This window comes from Streptomyces sp. NBC_00670 (assembly GCF_036226765.1).
Classification (GTDB): domain Bacteria; phylum Actinomycetota; class Actinomycetes; order Streptomycetales; family Streptomycetaceae; genus Streptomyces.
In genome coordinates this window covers 6,370,212-6,388,933 of sequence record NZ_CP109017.1, presented here as the reverse complement: position 1 = coordinate 6,388,933, position 18,722 = coordinate 6,370,212, and the positions used below count along the sequence as shown (strand labels likewise).

The window sequence follows — 18,722 nt, the reverse complement described above, 5'->3', positions numbered from 1 at the left end:
TCATCCGTAGCCATTGCCGTCACAACTCCCGTTCTACCCTGCGGACCGAATACATCCTATTTAGAACACGTCGCCCGGATGTCCGCGCCGCGCGGCGTTCGTGCCGATGGCGCGCGTTATCGACCCAGTTGCCGCGAATCAGCACTCAGCTCAGCTTACGTTGTACAACTAAGCGTGCCGCGCGGGGGTGTCCTGCACATCACAACAACACACCGATTGCCGTCAAGATTCCTAACGCCCGCAGGAGTTGACGTTTCTTTTGCGAATGACAGGGGCCCCGCCGGAGTGATCCGGCGGGGCCCCTGGGCATGAGCGGGTCGTTGTGGGCTATTTGCCCGTGAACTTCTCGTACTCCTTGAGGACCTCGGCGGTCGGGCCGTCCATGCGCAGCTCACCGCGTTCCAGCCACAGCACCCGGTCGCAGGTGTCGCGGATCGACTTGTTGTTGTGGCTGACGAGGAAGACGGTGCCGGCCTGCTTGCGCAGTTCCCGGATGCGTTCCTCGGAGCGCTTCTGGAACTTGCGGTCGCCGGTGGCGAGCGCCTCGTCGATCATGAGGACGTCGTGGTCCTTGGCGGCGGCGATGGAGAACCGCAGCCGGGCCGCCATGCCGGAGGAGTACGTCCGCATCGGCAGCGTGATGAAGTCGCCCTTCTCGTTGATGCCCGAGAAGTCGACGATGGACTGGTAACGCTCCCTGATCTGCTCCCGGGACATGCCCATGGCGAGTCCGCCGAGGATGACGTTGCGTTCGCCGGTGAGGTCGTTCATCAGGGCCGCGTTGACGCCGAGCAGCGAGGGCTGGCCGTCGGTGTAGACCTTGCCGCTCTCGGCGGGCAGCAGTCCGGCGATGGCCCGCAGCAGGGTGGACTTGCCGGAGCCGTTGGAGCCGATCAGGCCGATGGCCTCGCCCCGGTAGGAGGTGAAGGAGACCCCGCGCACGGCGTGCACCTTGCGCACGCCCCGCTCCTCTCCCCGCTTCAGTATGCGGCTGAGGGCGGAGGTGGCGCTGCCCTTGCCGGTGCGGGCGCCGTTGACCCGGTAGACGATGTGCAGCTCGTCCGCGATCACGGTGGGGCGGTCGGAAAGCTCAGCCACGGCCGTACCTCTCTTCCGCCTTCCAGAAGAACACGAACCCGCCCGCGAAGAGGGCGACGGCCCAGAACGCCGCGATCGCCCAGACGTGCGACGGCAGGTTGGAGGAGCCGTACTCGTCGATCAGCGCGAAGCGCATCAGGTCCATGTAGACGGCCGCCGGGTTCACCTGGAGCACGTCGGCGATCCACCCCGGCTTGCCCTTGAGCATGTGCGTGATGGAGAACATGACGCCGGAGGCGTACATCCAGGTGCGCATCACGAACGGCATCAGCTGGGCGAGGTCCGGGGTCTTGGACCCCAACCGGGCCATGATCATCGCGAGCCCGGTGTTGAACAGGAACTGCAGCACCAGGACCGGCACGATCAGCACCCAGGACAGCCCCGGCAGGCTGCCGAAGCCGACCACCACGAGCACCATGACGATCATCGAGAACAGCAGCTGCTGGAGCTGCTGGAGGGCGAACGAGATGGGGAGCGAGGCGCGTGGGAAGTGCAGCGCGCGCACCAACCCGAGGTTGCCGGAGATCGCCCGCACGCCCGACATCACCGAGCTCTGGGTGAACGTGAAGGTGAAGACACCTGTCACCAGGAACGGGATGTACACGTCGTGCGACATGCCCCGGCTGGCGTTCAGGATCAGTCCGAAGATCAGGTAGTAGACGGCCGCGTTGAGCAGCGGCGTCGCCACCTGCCACAGCTGACCCAGCTTGGCCTGGCTGTACTGGGCGGTGAGCTTCGCCTGCGAGAAGGCGAGGATGAAGTGGCGCCGCCCCCACAGCTGGCGGACGTACTCGACGAGCCCGGGCCGGGCGCCGCTGACGCTCAGTCCGTACTTGGCGGCCAGGTCGGCCGCGCTCATCCCGTCATCGGGCGACGGCCGGGCGCTCACCGCGACTCCGCCGTCATGCGTGGTCTCACTCACAGGTAGGAAGCTTTCGTCCTCAAGGAAGCGCGCCGGATCGGGCAGGGAAGAGCCCGGGGCGTGGTGTCGCCCGCATGCTCTCAGATATCGAGCTTGTCAGATGACCGGAGGCCGGCCCAGTCGGGTCAGCCGCCACACCGTACGCCACTTCATGGGCCGCCGGGGTCCGCACGGGGACGCCCAGCCCTCGCGGAAGCCGCCGAACCAGGCCTTGAGCGCGGCCCCCGAGGGGCGCCGGGCCAGCGTGAGCAGCAGCCAGACCCCGAGATAGACGGGGACGAGCAGCGCGGGCAGGTTGCGGCGGGCGAGCCAGACGCGGTTGCGGGCGACCATGCGGTGGTAGACCGCGTGCCGGGAGGGCGCCGTCGTGGGGTGGTACAGCACCATGTCGGCGCGGTAGTCGATCATCCAGCCGGCGTTCAGCGCCCGCCAGGCCAGATCGGTCTCCTCGTGGGCGTAGAAGAACTCGTCGGGCAGCCCGCCGACCTCGGCGAACACCTTCGTGCGGACGGCGTTGGCGCCGCCGAGGAAGGTGGTCACCCGCGAGGAGCGCATCGGGTCCGACGCCCGCAGCCGCGGCACGTGACGGCGCTGGGTGACGCCGGTCTCGGGGTCCGCGATGCGGAAGCTGACGATGCCGAGTTCCGGGTCGGCGGCGAACGCCCGCCGGCACAGCTCGGCGGTGTCGGTGCGGGCGAGCAGGCCGTCGTCGTCCAGGAAGAGCAGGATGTCGACGTCCCGGCCGCCCGGGCCGAAGGCCTCGATGCCGACGTTGCGGCCGCCGGGGATGCCGAGGTTCTCCGGCAGCTCCACCGTCCGCACGCCGTCCGGGACCTCGGGCACCGGCGAGCCGTTGCCGACCACGACCGCCGCGACCGGGTCGCCGTCCTGCTTGGCGACCGAGTCGAGCAGGGCGCGCAGCTCGTCGGGGCGGTTGCCCATGGTGATGATCACCGCGCCGACCTTCGGGGCGGCGGTCTCCCCGCCGGTGCCGGTGCTCACTTCAGCCTGCTCGAGGCGAGGATGGACACCAGGTGCAGCAGGGTCTGCAGCAGCGCGATGCCCGCGAGGACGGCGACCCCGAGCCGGGAGAAGAACAGATCGCCGCGGATCTGGTCGACGATCGCGAGGACCAGGATCAGCAGGGACGCCTCGATGCCCAGCACGAGCCGGTGGAACTTGAACGCGGCGGCGGCCCGGCGGGCCAGCGCCATCCCGGAGGAGCGCGGCTCGGACGCCGACTCCTTGACGGGCTCCTTGCCGGTCTGGTGGCGGGCGACGCCGACCAGGTCGGTCTCCGCCTTGATCAGGATGGCGCCGAGCGCGGCGAGCGTGCCGAGGAAGGCCCACAGCCAGTCGATCCGCCCGCTGCCGAACAGGTCGGCGGCGCGCAGCCCGAAGCCGACCAGGACGGCGGCGTCGGTGAGGTAGGCGCCGACCCGGTCGAGGTAGACCCCGCCGAGCGAGAACTGCTTCTTCCAGCGGGCGACCTCGCCGTCCACGCAGTCAAGGAGCAGATACAGCTGGACGGCGACGACGCCGAGGACGGCGCCCGGGATGCCGGGCACCAGCAGCGCCGGTGCGGCAAGCACCCCGCAGACGGTCATCAGGTACGTCAGCTGGTTGGGCGTGACCCGGGTGTTCACCAGGTGCCGGTCTATGCGCAGCGAGATCTCGCGCATGTAGAGGCGGCCGCCCCAGTGCTCCCCGCTGCGCCGGTCCTTGACCCCCGCGGGGTGGACGACCGGGCGGAGCTCAGCTACCGATGGCTTTTGCATAGTCGGCGTATGCGTCCCTGATCTGGTCGGTGGACAGGTCGAGGTGTTCGAGGATGGTGTAGCGGCCGGGGCGGGTGCTCGGGGCGAACTCCACGACCTGGACGAACTCCTCCGGGGTGAAGCCGATCTCCTCCGGCAGCACCGGCAGGCCGTGGCGGCGCAGCACCGAGGCCATGTACGCCGCCTCCTCGCGCGCGCCGCGCAGATGCATCGCGAAGCCCGCGCCCAGCCCGCACTGCTCGCCGTGGCTGGCGGCGCGGCGCGGGAAGAGCAGGTCGAAGGCGTGGTTGATCTCGTGGCAGGCGCCGGAGGCGGGGCGGGAGTCGCCCGCGACCGACATGGAGATGCCGGTGAGGACCAGGCCCTCGGCGAGCACCTGGAGGAACCCGTCGTCGCCGACGCCGCCGGGGTGGCGCAGCACGGCCTCGCCGGCCTGCCGGGCCATCGCGGCGGCGAGGCCGTCTATGGACTCGCCCTTCTCGCGGTTGGCCAGCTCCCAGTCCGCCACCGCGGAGATGTTGGACAGGGCGTCGCCGATGCCGGAGCGCACATAGCGGACCGGGGCCTCGCGGATGACGTCGAGGTCGATGACGACCGCGATCGGGTTCGGCACGCCGTACGAGCCGCGCCCGGCGTCGTTGTCGAGGGTGGCGACGGGCGAGCACAGGCCGTCGTGCGACAGGTTGGTCGCGACGGCGACCAGCGGCAGGCCGACGCGCGCCGCGGCGAACTTGGCGCAGTCGATGATCTTGCCGCCGCCCAGGCCCACGACCGCGTCGTAGTGGCCGCGCTTCATGGCCTCGGCGAGCTTGATCGCGTTGTCCAGGGTGCCGCCGCCGACCTCGAACCAGTCGGCGTCGGGCAGCGCGGGCGAGATCCGCTCGCGCAGCCGGGCGCCGGAGCCGCCGCTGATGGCGACGGCGAGCTTGCCGGAGGAGGAGATCCGCTGGTCGGCCAGGACCGTGGCCAGATCGTCGAGGGCACCCGGGCGGATGTCCACGACGATCGGCGAGGGGATGAGCCTGGTCAGTACCGGCACGCGATCTCACGTCCCTTGGCGAGGTCGTCGTGGTTGTCGATCTCGACCCACTGGACGTCACCGATGGGCGCGACGTCGATCCGGAAGCCCCGGTTGACGAGCTCCTGGTAGCCGTGCTCGTAGAACTGCTGCGGGTCGGTCTCCCAGACCGTCTTCAGCGCGTCGCCGAGCTCGTCGGCGGCCTCGCCCTCGATGAGGGTGACGCCGATGTACTCGCCGGAGGCCTCGGCCGGGTCCATCAGCTTGGTGATCTTCGTCATGCCCTTGGCGGGGTCGACGACGACCTTCATCTCCTCGTCGGCCAGCGACTTCACCGTGTCGACGGCGAGGATGATCTTCCTTCCGTCGCCGCGGGCGGCCAGCAGGGTCTTCTCGACGGAGACCGGGTGCACGGTGTCGCCGTTGGCGAGGATCACCGAGTGCTTGATGGCGTCACGCCCGCACCACAGGGAGTAGGCGTTGTTCCACTCCTCGGCCTTGTCGTTGTCGATCAGGGTGATCTTCAGGCCGTAACGCTGCTCGAGGGCCTCGCGGCGCTCGTAGATGGCCTCCTTGGCGTACCCGACGATGATCGCGACCTCGGACAGGCCGATCTCGGCGAAGTTGCCGAGGGCGATGTCCAGGACGGTGATGCTGTCCTCCGCGCCTTCGGGGCCGACCGGCACCAGCGCCTTGGGCAGGGTGTCGGTGTAGGGGCGCAGACGCCGTCCGGCGCCGGCCGCCAGCACGAGGCCGATCATGCGGGTTCTCCTTCATCGTGTACGGCGGGTGCTCCTGCGGAGACCCAGAAGCGGATGCTCTCGGCGAGCACCACGAGTGCCACGGCCACGGCGAGGACCGTGAGCGCGACGGGAAAAGCGGTGGCGGTGAGGGCCGCGGCGAGGACGGCGACGAGCAGGGTCCTGCCGTCGTGCCCCCCGATCGCCCGCACCAGCCGGCGCGGGGGCGCGCCGGCGTTGCCGCGGATGCGGTACACCGTGTCGTAGTGATGGTAGGCGACCGCCGCAACCAGCCCGAAAGCCGCCGGCAGCGCCCCGTTCACCTCGGATTCGGCCGCGAGCACGAGGATCGTGCCGTATTCGGCGGCGCGGAAGAAGGGCGGCACGAGCCAGTCGAGCGCGCCGGTGAGGGGGCGTACGACGGCGGCGGCGGAGGTGAGCACGTAGACGGCGGCGCACGCCGCGGTGGCCCAGCTCGCGCCCCACACGGCGGCGGCGATCACGACGAGGGCACCGCCGAGGGCGGCGAGGAACGGGGCGGCGCCGCCGGGGACCCGGCGCACGGCCGGGGTCAGCGCCTCGGTGAGCGGTCCGGCGTCGGCGAGGTCGGCCAGCGCGCGGGCGGCGCGTTCGGTGCGGCGGGCCCTGCGGGTCAGCGAGCGCAGGACGCGCCCGGAGGTGGTGTAGAGGGCGGCGAGGGCGCAGCCGATCAGCAGCACGACGAAGGTGATGCGGGGGGTGGTGACCGCGGTGAGGACGGCGATCATGGCCCAGCGCTCGCCGATCGGCAGCACGATCATGCGGCGCAGCCAGACGGTCCAGCCGACGCTGTCGAGCTTGCCGGAGAGGGCGGCGGTGGGGCTGGTGTTGGCCTCGGCGTCGTGGTTGGCCTCGTTGAAGGAGAAGTCGACGACGTGCCGGCAGGTCTGGAGCACCATGGCGCCGAGCGCGAGCGCCCATACGTCGTCGTGGCCGCCGGAGCGGGCGGCGCCGAGGGCGAGGCCGGCGTAGTAGGCGTACTCCTTGGCGCGGTCGAAGGTAGCGTCGAGCCAGGCGCCGAGCGTGGAGTACTGCAGCGAGTAGCGGGCGAGCTGGCCGTCGGTGCAGTCCAGGACGAACGAGGCGATCAGCAGGATGCCGGCGGCGACGAAGCCGGGGCGGGTGCCGGTGGCCGCGCAGCCGGCCGCGATCAGCGCGGTGAGCAGGGAGGCGGTGGTGACCTGGTTGGGGGTCAGGCCGCGGCGGGCGCACCAGCGGGCGAGGTAGCGGGAGTAGGGGCTGATGAAGTGCGTGGTGAAGAACCCGTCGCGGGACTTCACGGCGGACTTCAGCCGGATCGCCTCGTCGTCGACGGCGGCGACGGCCTGCCGGGCCTCGTTGCGGGTCTGCGGGTCGGTGGGGACGGTGGCGACGAGCGAGCCGAGTTCGGGGCGGTGCACGGGGACGTCGTCGGCGTCCAGCCCGGCGGCCAGGCGCCCGGGAAGGTCGGGCAGCTCCTCCAGGACGACGGTGGCGGTGGCGCCGCCGGGGTCGGTGGCCCCGGCGGTGGCCGCGCGGGCGCCGGCCATGGCCCGGATCAGCGCCTGGCGGGCGGCGGGGCGCGCGGTGACGGCGCCGGGGAGGGCGGCGGCGTCGAAGCGGGGGTCGGTGAGGCCGAGCCGCAGGGCGTGCGGGTGGCCGACGAAGCGGGCGTCGACGAGGGCGACGCGCTGATCGGCGGGGAGGGTGGTGAGCAGGGCCTCGGCGTCACCGATGTCCGAGGCGACCCGCACGTCGAAGCCGAGGGACCGCAGATCGCCCTCGAGCGACGATCCGGGTACCGGCTGTCCGGTGAGGATGGCGGTCGACAGCGAACTCACTCCCTGGGCCGACGCGGGCACGCGGCGGGCGTGCGCGATGAAAGGGGACGCCGTACGTCCCTGGGCGTGCTGCCCGGTGGGGCGACGTGTCGGCAGAGGTTATCGGATGACCGGAAGCGCGAGTTCACCGCGTGTTCACACGCGGCTCGCCCCACCGGCCGACCGCCCCTGACCGCGATCATCTTGCGGGATACGGGCGGTGGGCTCCAAACCGGGGGGTTGCCCCACGGGGCGAACCGTACGAAATGGCTCCGCCGGCGGGGGGGGGTGGGTGGGCTCGCCCGGGGTTCGGTGCCGGGGGCACGGGGGTGGAGCGCCTTCTGGGTTGGGGGTTCGGGTGGGTCGGCGGGTGCGGGTGGGTTGGTGGCTGGTCGCGCAGTTCCCCGCGCCCCTGGGTTGGCCGGGGCCTGCCGGGGGCGTGAAGGCGCGGTCGGCCGCAGGAGGCCCGAGCCCCTGCTTTTAAGGGGCGCGGGGAACTGCGCGAGAAGTCCCCACCCGCCCGCACCCCCCGACGAAACCCCACCCACCCGAGCTCTCCCGGGGTGCAAGGGGCGGAGCCCCTTGAAGGGACGGGAAGGGTAGGGGCGGCGGGGGCGCGGACCCCGGCGTAAGGTGAGGCGTCATGACCTGGCTGATCACCGGCGGAGCCGGTTACATCGGGGCGCACGTGGTCCGGGCCATGACCACCGCGAACGAACCCGTCGTCGTCCTCGACGACCTCTCCGCCGGCGTCCCCGACCGCCTCCCCCCCGACATCCCCCTCGTCTCCGGCTCCTCCCTCGACGCCCCCCTCCTCAAGCGCGTGCTCTCCGAGCACGCCGTCACCGGCATCGTCCACCTCGCCGCCCGCAAACAGGTCGGCGAATCCGTCGCCGAGCCGGCCCGCTACTACCAGGAGAACATCGGCGGCCTCGCCACCCTCCTGGACGCCGCCGCCGGCGCCGGCGTCGAGCGGTTCCTCTTCTCCTCCTCCGCCGCCGTCTACGGCAACCCCGACGTGGACCTCATCACGGAGGACACCCCCTGCGCCCCCGTGAACCCCTACGGCGAGACGAAGCTCGCCGGCGAGTGGCTGGTCCGGGCCGCCGGCCGGGCGCACGGCATCGCGACGACCTGCCTGCGCTACTTCAACGTCGCCGGCGCCGGCGACCCCGTCCTCTCGGACACCGGCGTCTTCAACATCGTCCCCATGGTCTTCGACCGCCTCACCCGCGGCGAGGCCCCCCGGATCTTCGGCGACGACTACCCCACCCCGGACGGCACCTGCGTCCGCGACTACATCCATGTGGCGGACCTCGCCGAGGCCCACCTCGCCGCCACCCGCCGGCTCTCCTCCGGCACCGCGACCGGCGACCTGACGCTGAACATCGGCCGCGGCGAGGGCGTCTCCGTGCGCGAGCTGGTCACCCTCATCGGCGAGGTCACCGGCGACGCCACCCCGGCGCGCGTCGAACCGCGCCGCCCCGGCGACGCCCCGCGCGCCGTCGCGTCCGCCGCGCGCGCCGCGCGCGAACTGGACTGGCGCGCCCGGCGCGGGATGCGCGAGATGGTGGAGTCGGCCTGGCAGGGCTGGCAGCTGCACCACCCGGCGGCGGCACGCCGGTGAGTGCGCCCCGGCGGGGCGGTTCCCGGCCGCCGCCACCGGGCACGATCAGGACTCACGGCGACAACCGGTGACCGCCCGGTCACGTTCCGGTGGCCGCCGGGGCGACCGTCCGCGAGGCCCCCGCGGCCGGTTTCCCCCCCGGCGGCGACGGGACATGCGGGGCAGTGAAGTGCCGGGAGTGCCGGATTCGTACGGCAGACTTGGGGCTGGAAGACCGAGGCGAAGGATGGGTATGGCGATCACACCTGCCACCGCGACGCACAGTGCGTCGAACGGCACCGCGGAAGCGATCATGCTGGAGCTGGTGGACGAGGACGGCACCACGATCGGCACCGCGGAGAAGCTCGCCGCCCATCAGCCGCCGGGGCAGTTGCACCGGGCGTTCTCGGTGTTCCTCTTCGACGAACGGGGCCGGCTGCTGCTCCAGCAGCGCGCGCTCGGCAAGTACCACTCACCCGGCGTGTGGTCCAACACGTGCTGCGGCCACCCGTACCCCGACGAGTCCCCCTTCGCGGCGGCGGCCCGGCGGACGTACGAGGAGCTCGGCGTCTCGCCGACGCTGCTCGCCGAGGCGGGCACCGTCCGCTACAACCACCCGGACCCCGACTCCGGGCTGGTCGAGCAGGAGTACAACCACCTCTTCGTGGGCCTGGTGCAGTCGCCGGTGCGGCCGGATCCGGAGGAGGTCGGCGCGACCGCGTTCGTGACGCCGGAGGAGCTGGCGGAGCGCCACGCGCGGGACCGTTTCTCCTCCTGGTTCATGACCGTGCTCGACGCGGCCCGCCCGGCGGTCCGGGAGCTGACGGGCGACTCCGCGGGCTGGTAGCCCCGCAGGACATACGGACTACGGCAGCGGACGCAGCGGCAGGGTGGCCCAGATCACCTTGCCGCCGCTCGCCGTGTGCGCCATGTCGCACATCCCGCCCGCCTCCCGGGCGATCTCGCGCACCAGCAGCAGTCCGCGTCCGCCGGTGCGCCCGTGGTCGGTCTCCAGGGCGGTGGGCCGGTAGGGGTGCTCGTCCTCGACGGAGACGCGCACCCAGTCCGCGCCGACGGCCACCTCGACGGCGAGCATCGGGGAGAGCACCGCCGCGTGCCGGACCGCGTTGGTGGCCAGTTCGGAGACGATCAGCAGCAGTCCGTCGACCACGTCCTCGGCGGCGGGCACGCGTTGCCGGGCCAGCAGGTCCCGCACGGCCCGCCGGGCCTGCGGCACGGAGGCGTCCACGGCGGGCGCGGTGAACCGCCACACCCCCTCGTAGGGCAGCGCTCCCGGCGGTCTGCCGCCCTCGGGAGCCTCCCCGCCGTCGGGGCGTGGGCCGCCGGCCTCGCGCCCCGCGTCGTCCATCGTCCGGTCGCCGTCCTCGCGCTCGATTGTCACCACGAGTCGAGTGTTGGGAACGTACCGCGCCCCACCGAGAAGCTGAACACAAGTCAGCACGTATCGACGGCTTCCGATCGGTCTCGCATGCCCCGTGCGCCCTCCCGACCGCTTCCGATCGCACCGTGGCCGGGTGGATACCATCCGGTCATGCTCATGGAGCCCCAGCTGCTGCACCGGGTGACCGGCCCGGTCGCCACCGTCGTCCTCCACCATCCGGCCCGGCGCAACGCCATGACGGCCGGCATGTGGCGGGCGCTGCCGTCGCTGCTCGACCGCCTGGCCGCCGATCCCGCCGTACGGGTGCTGGTGCTGACCGGCGAGGGCGGCACGTTCTGCGCCGGCGCCGACCTCACCGGACTGCGGGACTCCCCGGAGGAGGCCCAGGGGCTCGCCGTCGAGGCCGAGGAGGCGCTGGCCGCCTTCCCCGGGCCGACGCTGGCCGCCGTGCGGGGGTACTGCGTGGGCGGCGGGGCGCAGCTGGCGGCCGCCTGCGATCTGCGGTTCGCCGAGGAGGGCGCCCGGTTCGGGGTGACACCGGCCAGGCTGGGCATCGTCTACCCGTCCTCCGCGACCCGGCGGCTGACCGCGCTGGTGGGTCCGGCCACCGCCAAGTACCTGCTGTTCTCGGGCGAGTTGATCGACACCGGGCGGGCGCTGCGTACGGGCCTGGTCGACGAGGTGCTGCCGGCCGGCGCGCTCGACGCGCGGGTCGCGGAGTTCACCGCCGTCCTGGCCGCGCGCTCGCGGCTCACCCAGGCCGCGGCGAAGGAGTTCGCGGACGGGCGCACGGACCGGGACGCGCACTGGACCGCGCAGGCGCGCGCGAGCGGCGACGCCGCGGAGGGCGTCGCCGCGTTCCTGGAGCGCCGGGAGCCGCACTTCGCCTGGACGCCGGAGACACCGGGCCGGACGACCGTGACTACACCTGAGTGAAGCGGCTCCGCTCGCGCAGCCGTTCGACGAGGCGAGCGGGCGCCTTCTCCGGTGATCCGGCGTCGTAGGGCGGCTGCGGGTCGTACTCGGTCAGCAACTGGACGGCCTGGGCGTGCTCGTCGCCCGCGATCCGGCCGAGCAGGGTGAGGCCCATGTCGATGCCGGAGGAGACGCCGGCGGCGGTGACGTACTTGCCGTCGGTCACCACCCGCTCCCCCGTCGGCTCGGCGCCGAACCGCTTCAGCTCGTTGAGCGCCAGCCAGTGGGAGGTGGCCCGGCGGCCCCGGAGCAGGCCGGCGGCGGCCAGCAGCAGGGAGCCGGTGCAGACGGAGGTGGTCCAGGCGCTGGTGGCGTCGGCGGCGCGCAGCCAGTCGAGCAGGACGGGGTTCTCCATCTGCGCGCTCTGCCCGGGGCCGCCGGGTACGACGACGAGGTCCGGGCGGGCGACCTCGGCGAGGGCCCGGTCGGCGGTGAGCGCGAGGGTGCCGCTCTCGTTGCGGACGGGGCCCGCCTGCTCGGCGACGAACACGGTTTCCGCGCCCGGGAGCCGGCCGAGGGTCTCGTAGGGGCCGACGGCGTCGAGGGCGGTGAAGCGGTCGAAGAGGACGACGGCGATCTGCATGCGGGTGCCTTTCGGGAGCGGGCGGGACGTGAGTGGTGGCGTCGGGGGGCCGTAGGAAAGCGGTGGCGGTCTCAGGGGCGCGTCGCCGGGCGGAAGCGGCGTCGGTACTCGGCGGGGGCCGTGCCGAGCGCCTTGACGAAGGCGCGGCGCATCGCCTCGGGTGTGCCGTAGCCGCTGGTGCGGGAGACCTCCTCGACCCCGTCGGCGGTGTCCTCCAGCAGGCGCCGGGCGTGTTCGAGGCGGACCCGGTCGACGTAGCGGCCGGGGGTCATACCCGTCTCGGCGCGGAAGGCACGGGCGAAGTGCCGGGGCGAGAGCCGGGCGCGGGCGGCGAGCGCGTCGACGCCGAGGTCGTCGCCGGGGTGCTCGGTGATCCACTGTTGGACCTCCCGCAGCGGCTCGCGCCGGGCGGTCTGCGCGGCCAGCTGGGCGCTGAACTGGGCCTGGCCGCCGGGGCGGCGCAGGAAGACGACGAGGTGGCGCGCGACGGTGAGCGCGGTCTCGCGGCCCAGGTCCTCCTCGACGAGGGCCAGCGCCAGGTCGATGCCGGAGGTGACCCCGGCGGAGGTGGCGATGCGTCCGTCGCGGACGTAGATGGGGTCGGGGTCGACGTCGATGCCCGGGTGTTCGCGGGCGAGCCGGTCGCAGTACGCCCAGTGGGTGGTGGCCCGGTGGCCCTCCAGCAGACCCGCCTCGGCGAGCAGCAGGGCGCCGGTGCAGACGGAGACCAGGCGGCCGGCGCGGGGGCCGTGGTGGCGCAGCCAGGCGAGCAGGTCCGGGTCGGGGGCGCGGGTGCCCTCGCCGCCGGGAACCAGCAGGGTGTCCGGGTCGGGGACGTCGGCGAGGGCGTGGTCGGGGACGAGGGTGAGGCCGGAGGAGGTGCGGACGGGGGCGCCGTCCAGGGAGGCGGTGGTGAGGCGGTAGGTCCCGGGGGTGTGTTGCTCGGCGCCCGCGAAGACCTCCACCGGGCCGGTGACGTCGAGGCTCTGCACACGGTCGAAGAGGACGACCAGGACGTTTCGCATGCTCACGATTGTGGGCGGCGGCCGTCGACGGCCGCAATGACGAGTACCCCACCTTTCCTGCCATCGGTTCCGGCCCCGGGGACCCTGCCGGCTTCCGTACGTACTGACCAGTCGGTAACCTCCGGACATGACCTCTTCTCTTCCGGAGCGCGCCGGGCGGCGCTGCCACAACGTGCTCAACCCGCTGCACTCGACGCACTACTTCTCGCCGGACCTGGGGCGGGAGCTGGCCGCGGTGGGGGTCGGGGACCCGGCGGCCGCCTATCTCGCGGCACGCGCGGCGGCGATGGGTGCGGTGGGCGCCGGGGTGGTGACCGCCGCGTTCTACAACTTCCGGCCCGGTCTGGTGGCGCGGCATGTGCCGGCCGTCTGGGAGGCCGCCTCCCCCGCCGTGGTGCTGGCAGCACGCGTGCGTGCCGTCGACGCGACGCTGCGGCGGCTGCTGGGCGAGGAGGTGCGCACCGCGAAGGAGGTGGCCGAGGCGGCGGAGCTGGCGCTGCGGGCCGCGGAGGCGTGTACGCCGGTCGCACGCCCCCTGTACGCGGCGCACGCCGGGCTGCCGGTGCCGGAGGAACCGCATCTCGCGCTCTGGCACGCGGCGACGCTGCTGCGCGAGCACCGCGGTGACGGTCATCTGGCGGTGTTGCTGGCCGCGGAGCTGGACCCGGTCGAGGCCCTGGTCAGCCATACCGCGACCGGCAAGGGCATGGCGCCGAAGTGGGCGCTGGGCACGCGGGGCTGGAAGCGGGAGGACTGGGAGGCGGCGGTCGGACGGCTGCGCGGGCGGGGGCTGCTCGACGGGGACGGGGAGCTGACCGGGGCCGGGGTCGCCCTGCGGCGGGAGATCGAGGTGGAGACGGACCGCCTTGACCGGGGGCCGTACGAGCATCTGGGGGCGGCGGGGGTCGGGCGGTTGACCGAACTGGCCGGGGAGTTGGCGGGGCGGGTGCTGGCGGCGGGGGCGTTTCCGGCGGGCATGGTGGGGAGGGGCTGAGGGTACCCGGATCTCTCCCGGCGGACCTGCCGGGAGAGTGGAAGGGGAAGTGCTGTGTTCCGAGCGATTGCGGATGTGCTGCGGCAGATCGGTGGGGCTGTGGCGACGGTGGTGACGTTGCCGTTCCGGGCGGTGGCGCGGTTGTTCGGGGGTGCGTCGAGCAGTACGCGGAGGGCTTGAGCGGGGTGGGTGGGGTTCGCGTGGGGGGTTTTCGCCCCCGCCGCCCCTACCCTTCCCGTCCCTTCAAGGGGCTCCGCCCCTTGGACCCCGGGGGTGCGTTGTCGGCTGCCGGCCGGTGAGGCTTCTCGCGCAGTTCCCCGCGCCCCATACGGGGCGCTGTCAGTGTCGCCTGTCAGAATTGCCCGGCAAGCCGGGAACTGAGAAGGCGGTACGGGAACGTGACGACAGCCGGGGTCATTGGGGCAGGGTCGATCGAGGGCAGGATCGCCGAGGAGCTCGGCGTGCGGGAGCGGCAGGTGAAGGCCGCGGTGGAGCTGCTCGACGGCGGTTCGACGGTGCCGTTCATCGCCCGCTACCGCAAGGAAGCGACCGAGATGCTCGACGACGCGCAGCTGCGCACGCTCGAGGAGCGGCTGCGCTATCTGCGTGAGCTGGAGGAGCGCCGCACGGCGGTCCTGGAGTCGGTGCGCGAGCAGGGCAAGCTCACCGACGAGCTTCAGGCGCGGATCCGCGGCGCCGAGACGAAGGCGCGGCTGGAGGACATCTACCTCCCGTACAAGCCCAAGCGCCGCACCAAGGCGCAGATCGCCCGCGAGGCGGGTCTGGAGCCGCTGGCGGAGGGGCTGCTCCGGGACCCGTCGGTCGAGCCGCTCGCCGCGGCCGCCGCGTTCGTGGACGCGGACAAGGGCGTCGCCGAGCCGCAGGCCGCGCTGGACGGCGCCCGGGCGATCCTGACCGAGCGGTTCTCGGAGGACGCCGACCTCATCGGCGAGCTGCGCGAGCGCATGTGGGTACGGGGCCGGCTGGCCGCGAAGGTGCGGGACGGCAAGGAGGAGGCGGGCGCCAAGTTCGCCGACTACTTCGACTTCGCGGAGCCGTTCACGGAGCTGCCCTCGCACCGGATCCTGGCGATGCTGCGCGGCGAGAAGGAGGAGGTCCTCGACCTCGTCCTGGAGCCGGAGGAGCCGACCGAGGGGCCGTCGTCGTACGAGGGGATCGTCGCCGGCCGGTTCGGGATCGCCGCCCAGGGGCGTCCGGCGGACAAGTGGCTGGCGGACACCGTCCGCTGGGCCTGGCGCACGCGCATCCTCGTCCACCTCGGCATCGACCTGCGGCTGCGGCTGCGGACGGCCGCCGAGGACGAGGCGGTACGGGTGTTCGCGGCCAACCTGCGCGATCTGCTGCTCGCCGCCCCGGCCGGCACGCGCGCGACGCTGGGCCTGGACCCCGGGTTCCGTACGGGTGTGAAGGTGGCGGTGGTGGACGCGACGGGCAAGGTGGTCGCGACCGACGTCATCCACCCGCACGTACCGGCCAACCGGTGGGACGAGGCGCTGGCCAAGCTGGCGCGGCTGGCGAAGGAGCACGCGGTCGAGCTGATCGCGATCGGCAACGGCACGGCGTCCCGGGAGACGGACAAGCTCGCCGGTGAACTGATCACCAAGCACCCGGAGTTGAAGCTCACCAAGGTGATGGTGTCGGAGGCGGGCGCGTCGGTGTACTCGGCGTCGGCGTTCGCCTCGCAGGAGCTGCCGGACATGGACGTGTCGCTGCGCGGCGCCGTCTCGATCGCGCGCCGGCTCCAGGACCCGCTGGCCGAGCTGGTGAAGATCGACCCGAAGTCGATCGGCGTCGGCCAGTACCAGCACGACCTGTCCGAGGTGAAGCTGTCCCGGTCGCTGGACGCGGTGGTGGAGGACTGCGTGAACGGCGTGGGCGTGGACGTCAACACGGCCTCCGCGCCGCTGCTGGCCCGGGTCTCCGGCATCACCTCCGGGCTCGCCGAGAACATCGTCACGCACCGGGACACCAACGGCCCGTTCACCTCCCGCGCGCAGCTGAAGAACGTGGCGCGGCTCGGTCCGAAGGCGTACGAGCAGTGCGCGGGCTTCCTGCGCATCCGCGGCGGCGAGGACCCGCTGGACGCGTCCAGCGTGCACCCGGAGGCGTACCCGGTGGTGCGGCGGATGGTGAAGACGGCGGGCAGCGAGGTGGCCGCGCTGATCGGCAACACGGGCGTGCTGCGGTCGCTGCGGCCGCAGGAGTTCGTCGACGACACGTTCGGGCTGCCGACGGTGACCGACATCCTCAAGGAGCTGGAGAAGCCGGGCCGCGACCCGCGTCCGGCCTTCAAGACTGCCGTCTTCAAGGAGGGCGTGGAGAAGATCTCCGACCTGTCCTCCGGGATGGTCCTGGAGGGTGTGGTGACGAACGTGGCGGCGTTCGGGGCGTTCGTGGACGTCGGGGTGCACCAGGACGGTCTGGTGCATGTGTCGGCGATGTCGAAGACGTTCGTGAAGGACCCGCGCGATGTGGTGAAGCCGGGCGACATCGTGAAGGTCAAAGTGCTGGACGTCGACATCCCGCGCAAGCGGATCTCGTTGACGTTGCGGCTGGACGACGAGGCGGGGGCGGCGTCGTCCTCTTCGGGCGGCGGGCGCCCGCAGCGGGGTGGCGGGCGGGCGCCGCAGCCGCGGCAGGGTGGTGGGCGCGGCGCTCCCCGGCAGGCGCCGGCCCCGGCCAACAGTGCGATGGCGGACGCGCTGCGGCGTGCGGGGCTGGTGAACCCGAAGGGTCGGTGACCGCGGAGGTTTCCGCCCCCGCCGCCCCTACCCTTCCCGTCCCCGGGGGCTCCGCCCCCCGGACCCCGGTAAAGGATTGCGCAGTTCCCCGCGCCCCTCGAAGGGGCGCGGGGCGCTGTAACGGCCGGATGGCGATCGTGTGGCGGGCGACGCCATGGACATGACGGGCCCGTCAGGGACTCAATAGGCTCCGTAACGGTTTCACCGGACCTCGGACCCCCACCCCTTGGAGTTCCCGTGCACCGCAGACTCATCGTTCCGGGCGCGCTCGCGGCCGCCTCCCTGCTGCTGGCGATCCCGGCATCGGCGGCCGGCGCCTCGCCCGGGGCGCCGGGTATCGGCGACCCCTACTACCCGTACTACGGCAACGGCGGCTACGACGTCTCCCACTACGACCTGCGGCTGACGTACCGGCCGACGACCGACGAGCTGTCCGGCACCGCGACGATCCTGGCCCGGACCACGCAGGACCTCTCCCGCTTCGACCTCGACTTCCTGCTCGACGTGAGCGAGGTCCGCGTCAACGGCGCCAGGGCGACGTTCGCCGCCTCCGGCGAGCACGAACTGGAGGTCACGCCGAGCAGCCCGCTGCCCGCGGGCACGCCGGTGACCGTCGTCGTCCGCTACAGCGGGGTGCCGTCGACGAAGAGCGCGTACGGGTTCACGACCTGGCACCGCACCCCGGACGGCGCGGTCGCGGCGGACGAGCCCGAGTCGGCGTGGTGGTGGTTCCCGAGCAACGACCACCCCAGCGACAAGGCCACCTACGACGTCTCGGTCGCCGTCCCCGACGGCACCCAGGCGGTCTCCAACGGCACGCTCCAGTCGACGAGTTCGCAGCGCGGCTGGACGCGTTACAACTGGCGGCAGAACAAACCCCAGGCGACATATCTGGCCACTCTCGCGCTCGGCCGCTTCGACATCACCACGGGCACCTCCGACGGCGGTGTCCCCGTCGTCAACGCCTACAGCAAGGACCTCGGCGACAACGACGGGGCGGCCCGGGCGAGCGTCGAGCGGACCGGGGAGATCGTCGACTGGCTGAGCGGCTACTTCGGCCCGTACCCGTTCTCCTCGGCCGGCGGGTATGTGCCGAACACGACCACCGGGTACGCGCTGGAGACCCAGACGCGGGTCTACTACTCCCCCAGGCAGTTCGCGAACGGGTCCAACACGTCGGTCGTGGTGCACGAGCTGGCCCACCAGTGGTACGGCGACGACGTGTCGCTCGCCGGGTGGAAGGACATCTGGCTGAACGAGGGCTTCGCCCGGTACGCGCAGTGGCTGTGGTCGGAGCACGAGGGCGAGGGGACGGCGCAGGAGCTGGCGGACTATGTGTACGCGTCGCATCCGGCGGACGATCCGTTCTGGACGGTCGCGCCCGGGGATCCGGGGGCGGAGAACCAGTTCGACACGGCGGTGTACGACCGGGGGGCGCTGGCGGTGCAGGCGTTGCGGAACGCGGTCGGGGACGAGACGTTCTTCGCGATCCTGAAGGGGTGGCCGAAGGAGCGGGCGTACGGGAACGCGTCCGTGGGGGATTTCCGGCGGTATGCGGAGGGGGTGTCCGGGCGGTCGTTGGGTGACCTGTTCGACACGTGGCTGTACGACACGGTGAAGCCGGCGGAGCCGGCGGTGGCGAGGCGGGGGGAAGCCGGGTTGGCCCCCGCGCGCCCCAAGTCCTGGCCCAAGATCCAGGCCACGAACGGGGTCCACGCCGGATAGTTTCCTCGCCCCCGCCGCCCCTACCCTTCCCATCCTCAACCCGGGGGCTCCGCCCCCAGGCTCCCCGGGGAGGGCGCGAGAGAGCTCGGGTGGGTGGGTTCGCCGGCGGATGCGGGTGGGTCCGTGGCTGGTCGCGCAGTTCCCCGCGCCCCTGACGGGGCACAGTGAGCGCTCGCGCCCACGCGGCGGAGCCGCAGAGCGACACAGCCCCGCGCCCCTGATCAGGGGCGCGGGGAACTGCGCAACGGGGCGGAGC

Annotated in this window: 17 protein-coding genes; 7 read left to right on the top strand and 10 right to left on the bottom strand. The window is 72.6% G+C overall.

Annotated features, from left to right (window positions below):
* Positions 1–327 precede the first annotated feature (327 nt).
* The 7 genes from OIE12_RS28160 to OIE12_RS28130 form a co-directional block, all read right to left on the bottom strand.
* On the bottom strand, positions 328–1,098 hold the full coding sequence (locus OIE12_RS28160) for an ABC transporter ATP-binding protein (RefSeq protein WP_329140055.1): 771 nt from the start codon (positions 1,096–1,098) through the stop codon (positions 328–330).
* Entirely contained in the window at positions 1,091–2,020 is a 930-nt protein-coding gene (locus OIE12_RS28155; RefSeq protein ID WP_329140053.1) for an ABC transporter permease, read from the bottom strand. The genes OIE12_RS28160 and OIE12_RS28155 overlap by 8 nt, the downstream gene beginning before the upstream one ends.
* A 96-nt stretch (positions 2,021–2,116) precedes the next feature.
* Positions 2,117–2,962, bottom strand: a complete 846-nt coding sequence (locus OIE12_RS28150; RefSeq protein WP_329142283.1) for a glycosyltransferase family 2 protein — start codon at positions 2,960–2,962, stop codon at positions 2,117–2,119.
* Positions 2,963–3,018: 56 nt separating this feature from the next.
* Positions 3,019–3,798, bottom strand: coding sequence for a CDP-alcohol phosphatidyltransferase family protein (locus OIE12_RS28145; protein WP_078618522.1), 780 nt, complete (start codon positions 3,796–3,798; stop codon positions 3,019–3,021).
* The gene (locus OIE12_RS28140; RefSeq protein ID WP_030382752.1) at positions 3,776–4,837 is read right to left on the bottom strand and encodes an iron-containing alcohol dehydrogenase family protein; all 1,062 of its coding nucleotides are present in this window, start codon (positions 4,835–4,837) and stop codon (positions 3,776–3,778) included. The genes OIE12_RS28145 and OIE12_RS28140 overlap by 23 nt, the downstream gene beginning before the upstream one ends.
* Positions 4,825–5,577: a phosphocholine cytidylyltransferase family protein gene (locus tag OIE12_RS28135; protein ID WP_329140049.1), complete on the bottom strand. Its 753-nt coding sequence runs from the start codon at positions 5,575–5,577 to the stop codon at positions 4,825–4,827. Before OIE12_RS28135 ends, OIE12_RS28140 begins: the two co-directional genes overlap by 13 nt.
* Positions 5,574–7,406, bottom strand: a complete 1,833-nt coding sequence (locus tag OIE12_RS28130) for a DUF5941 domain-containing protein (RefSeq protein WP_329142282.1) — start codon at positions 7,404–7,406, stop codon at positions 5,574–5,576. Before OIE12_RS28130 ends, OIE12_RS28135 begins: the two co-directional genes overlap by 4 nt.
* A gap of 631 nt (positions 7,407–8,037) precedes the next feature.
* On the opposite strand from OIE12_RS28130, the gene galE reads away from it, so the two are divergent.
* Positions 8,038–9,021 carry a UDP-glucose 4-epimerase GalE gene (galE, locus tag OIE12_RS28125; protein ID WP_329140047.1) on the top strand — a complete coding sequence of 328 codons (984 nt, stop codon included), beginning with the start codon at positions 8,038–8,040 and terminating at the stop codon, positions 9,019–9,021.
* 232 nt (positions 9,022–9,253) lie between these two features.
* Positions 9,254–9,847 carry an isopentenyl-diphosphate Delta-isomerase gene (gene idi / locus OIE12_RS28120; protein WP_329140045.1) on the top strand — a complete coding sequence of 198 codons (594 nt, stop codon included), beginning with the start codon at positions 9,254–9,256 and terminating at the stop codon, positions 9,845–9,847.
* Between the two features lie 18 nt (positions 9,848–9,865).
* Here the strand turns inward: idi and OIE12_RS28115 are convergent, their stop codons facing one another.
* Complete coding sequence (locus OIE12_RS28115) at positions 9,866–10,369, bottom strand: ATP-binding protein (protein ID WP_329142280.1); 504 nt, start codon at positions 10,367–10,369, stop codon at positions 9,866–9,868.
* 189 nt (positions 10,370–10,558) lie between these two features.
* Between OIE12_RS28115 and OIE12_RS28110 the strand changes: the two genes are divergently transcribed.
* Complete coding sequence (locus OIE12_RS28110) at positions 10,559–11,338, top strand: enoyl-CoA hydratase/isomerase family protein (protein WP_329142278.1); 780 nt, start codon at positions 10,559–10,561, stop codon at positions 11,336–11,338.
* Here the strand turns inward: OIE12_RS28110 and OIE12_RS28105 are convergent.
* Together OIE12_RS28105 and OIE12_RS28100 are read right to left on the bottom strand one after the other, a co-directional pair.
* Positions 11,325–11,960: a DJ-1/PfpI family protein gene (locus OIE12_RS28105; protein WP_329140043.1), complete on the bottom strand. Its 636-nt coding sequence runs from the start codon at positions 11,958–11,960 to the stop codon at positions 11,325–11,327. The two genes, OIE12_RS28110 and OIE12_RS28105, sit on opposite strands and share 14 nt — an antisense overlap.
* A gap of 71 nt (positions 11,961–12,031) precedes the next feature.
* On the bottom strand, positions 12,032–12,985 hold the full coding sequence (locus OIE12_RS28100) for a GlxA family transcriptional regulator (RefSeq protein WP_329140040.1): 954 nt from the start codon (positions 12,983–12,985) through the stop codon (positions 12,032–12,034).
* A gap of 127 nt (positions 12,986–13,112) precedes the next feature.
* On the opposite strand from OIE12_RS28100, the gene OIE12_RS28095 reads away from it, so the two are divergent.
* The 4 genes from OIE12_RS28095 to OIE12_RS28080 all read left to right on the top strand — a co-directional run bounded on the left by OIE12_RS28095 (position 13,113) and on the right by OIE12_RS28080 (position 18,466).
* On the top strand, positions 13,113–13,979 hold the full coding sequence (locus OIE12_RS28095) for an SCO6745 family protein (protein ID WP_329140038.1): 867 nt from the start codon (positions 13,113–13,115) through the stop codon (positions 13,977–13,979).
* A 54-nt stretch (positions 13,980–14,033) separates the two neighbouring features.
* Positions 14,034–14,159 carry an LPFR motif small protein gene (locus OIE12_RS28090; protein WP_259297165.1) on the top strand — a complete coding sequence of 42 codons (126 nt, stop codon included), beginning with the start codon at positions 14,034–14,036 and terminating at the stop codon, positions 14,157–14,159.
* 218 nt (positions 14,160–14,377) lie between these two features.
* Complete coding sequence (locus tag OIE12_RS28085; protein WP_329140035.1) at positions 14,378–16,741, top strand: Tex family protein; 2,364 nt, start codon at positions 14,378–14,380, stop codon at positions 16,739–16,741.
* A gap of 237 nt (positions 16,742–16,978) precedes the next feature.
* Entirely contained in the window at positions 16,979–18,466 is a 1,488-nt protein-coding gene (locus tag OIE12_RS28080) for a M1 family metallopeptidase (RefSeq protein WP_329140033.1), read from the top strand.
* Positions 18,467–18,722 lie beyond the last annotated feature (256 nt).

Bases quoted from the DNA above. Each gene is read 5' to 3' on its own strand.
- galE (WP_329140047.1), top strand. From the start codon at position 8,038: ATGACCTGGCTGATCACCGGCGGAGCCGGTTACATCGGGGCGCACGTG.
- OIE12_RS28135 (WP_329140049.1), bottom strand. From the start codon at position 5,577: ATGATCGGCCTCGTGCTGGCGGCCGGCGCCGGACGGCGTCTGCGCCCC.
- OIE12_RS28100 (WP_329140040.1), bottom strand. From the start codon at position 12,985: ATGCGAAACGTCCTGGTCGTCCTCTTCGACCGTGTGCAGAGCCTCGAC.
- OIE12_RS28115 (WP_329142280.1), bottom strand. From the start codon at position 10,369: ATGGACGACGCGGGGCGCGAGGCCGGCGGCCCACGCCCCGACGGCGGG.
- OIE12_RS28095 (WP_329140038.1), top strand. From the start codon at position 13,113: ATGACCTCTTCTCTTCCGGAGCGCGCCGGGCGGCGCTGCCACAACGTG.
- idi (WP_329140045.1), top strand. From the start codon at position 9,254: ATGGCGATCACACCTGCCACCGCGACGCACAGTGCGTCGAACGGCACC.
- OIE12_RS28105 (WP_329140043.1), bottom strand. From the start codon at position 11,960: ATGCAGATCGCCGTCGTCCTCTTCGACCGCTTCACCGCCCTCGACGCC.
- OIE12_RS28145 (WP_078618522.1), bottom strand. From the start codon at position 3,798: ATGCAAAAGCCATCGGTAGCTGAGCTCCGCCCGGTCGTCCACCCCGCG.
- OIE12_RS28150 (WP_329142283.1), bottom strand. From the start codon at position 2,962: ATGGGCAACCGCCCCGACGAGCTGCGCGCCCTGCTCGACTCGGTCGCC.
- OIE12_RS28110 (WP_329142278.1), top strand. From the start codon at position 10,559: ATGGAGCCCCAGCTGCTGCACCGGGTGACCGGCCCGGTCGCCACCGTC.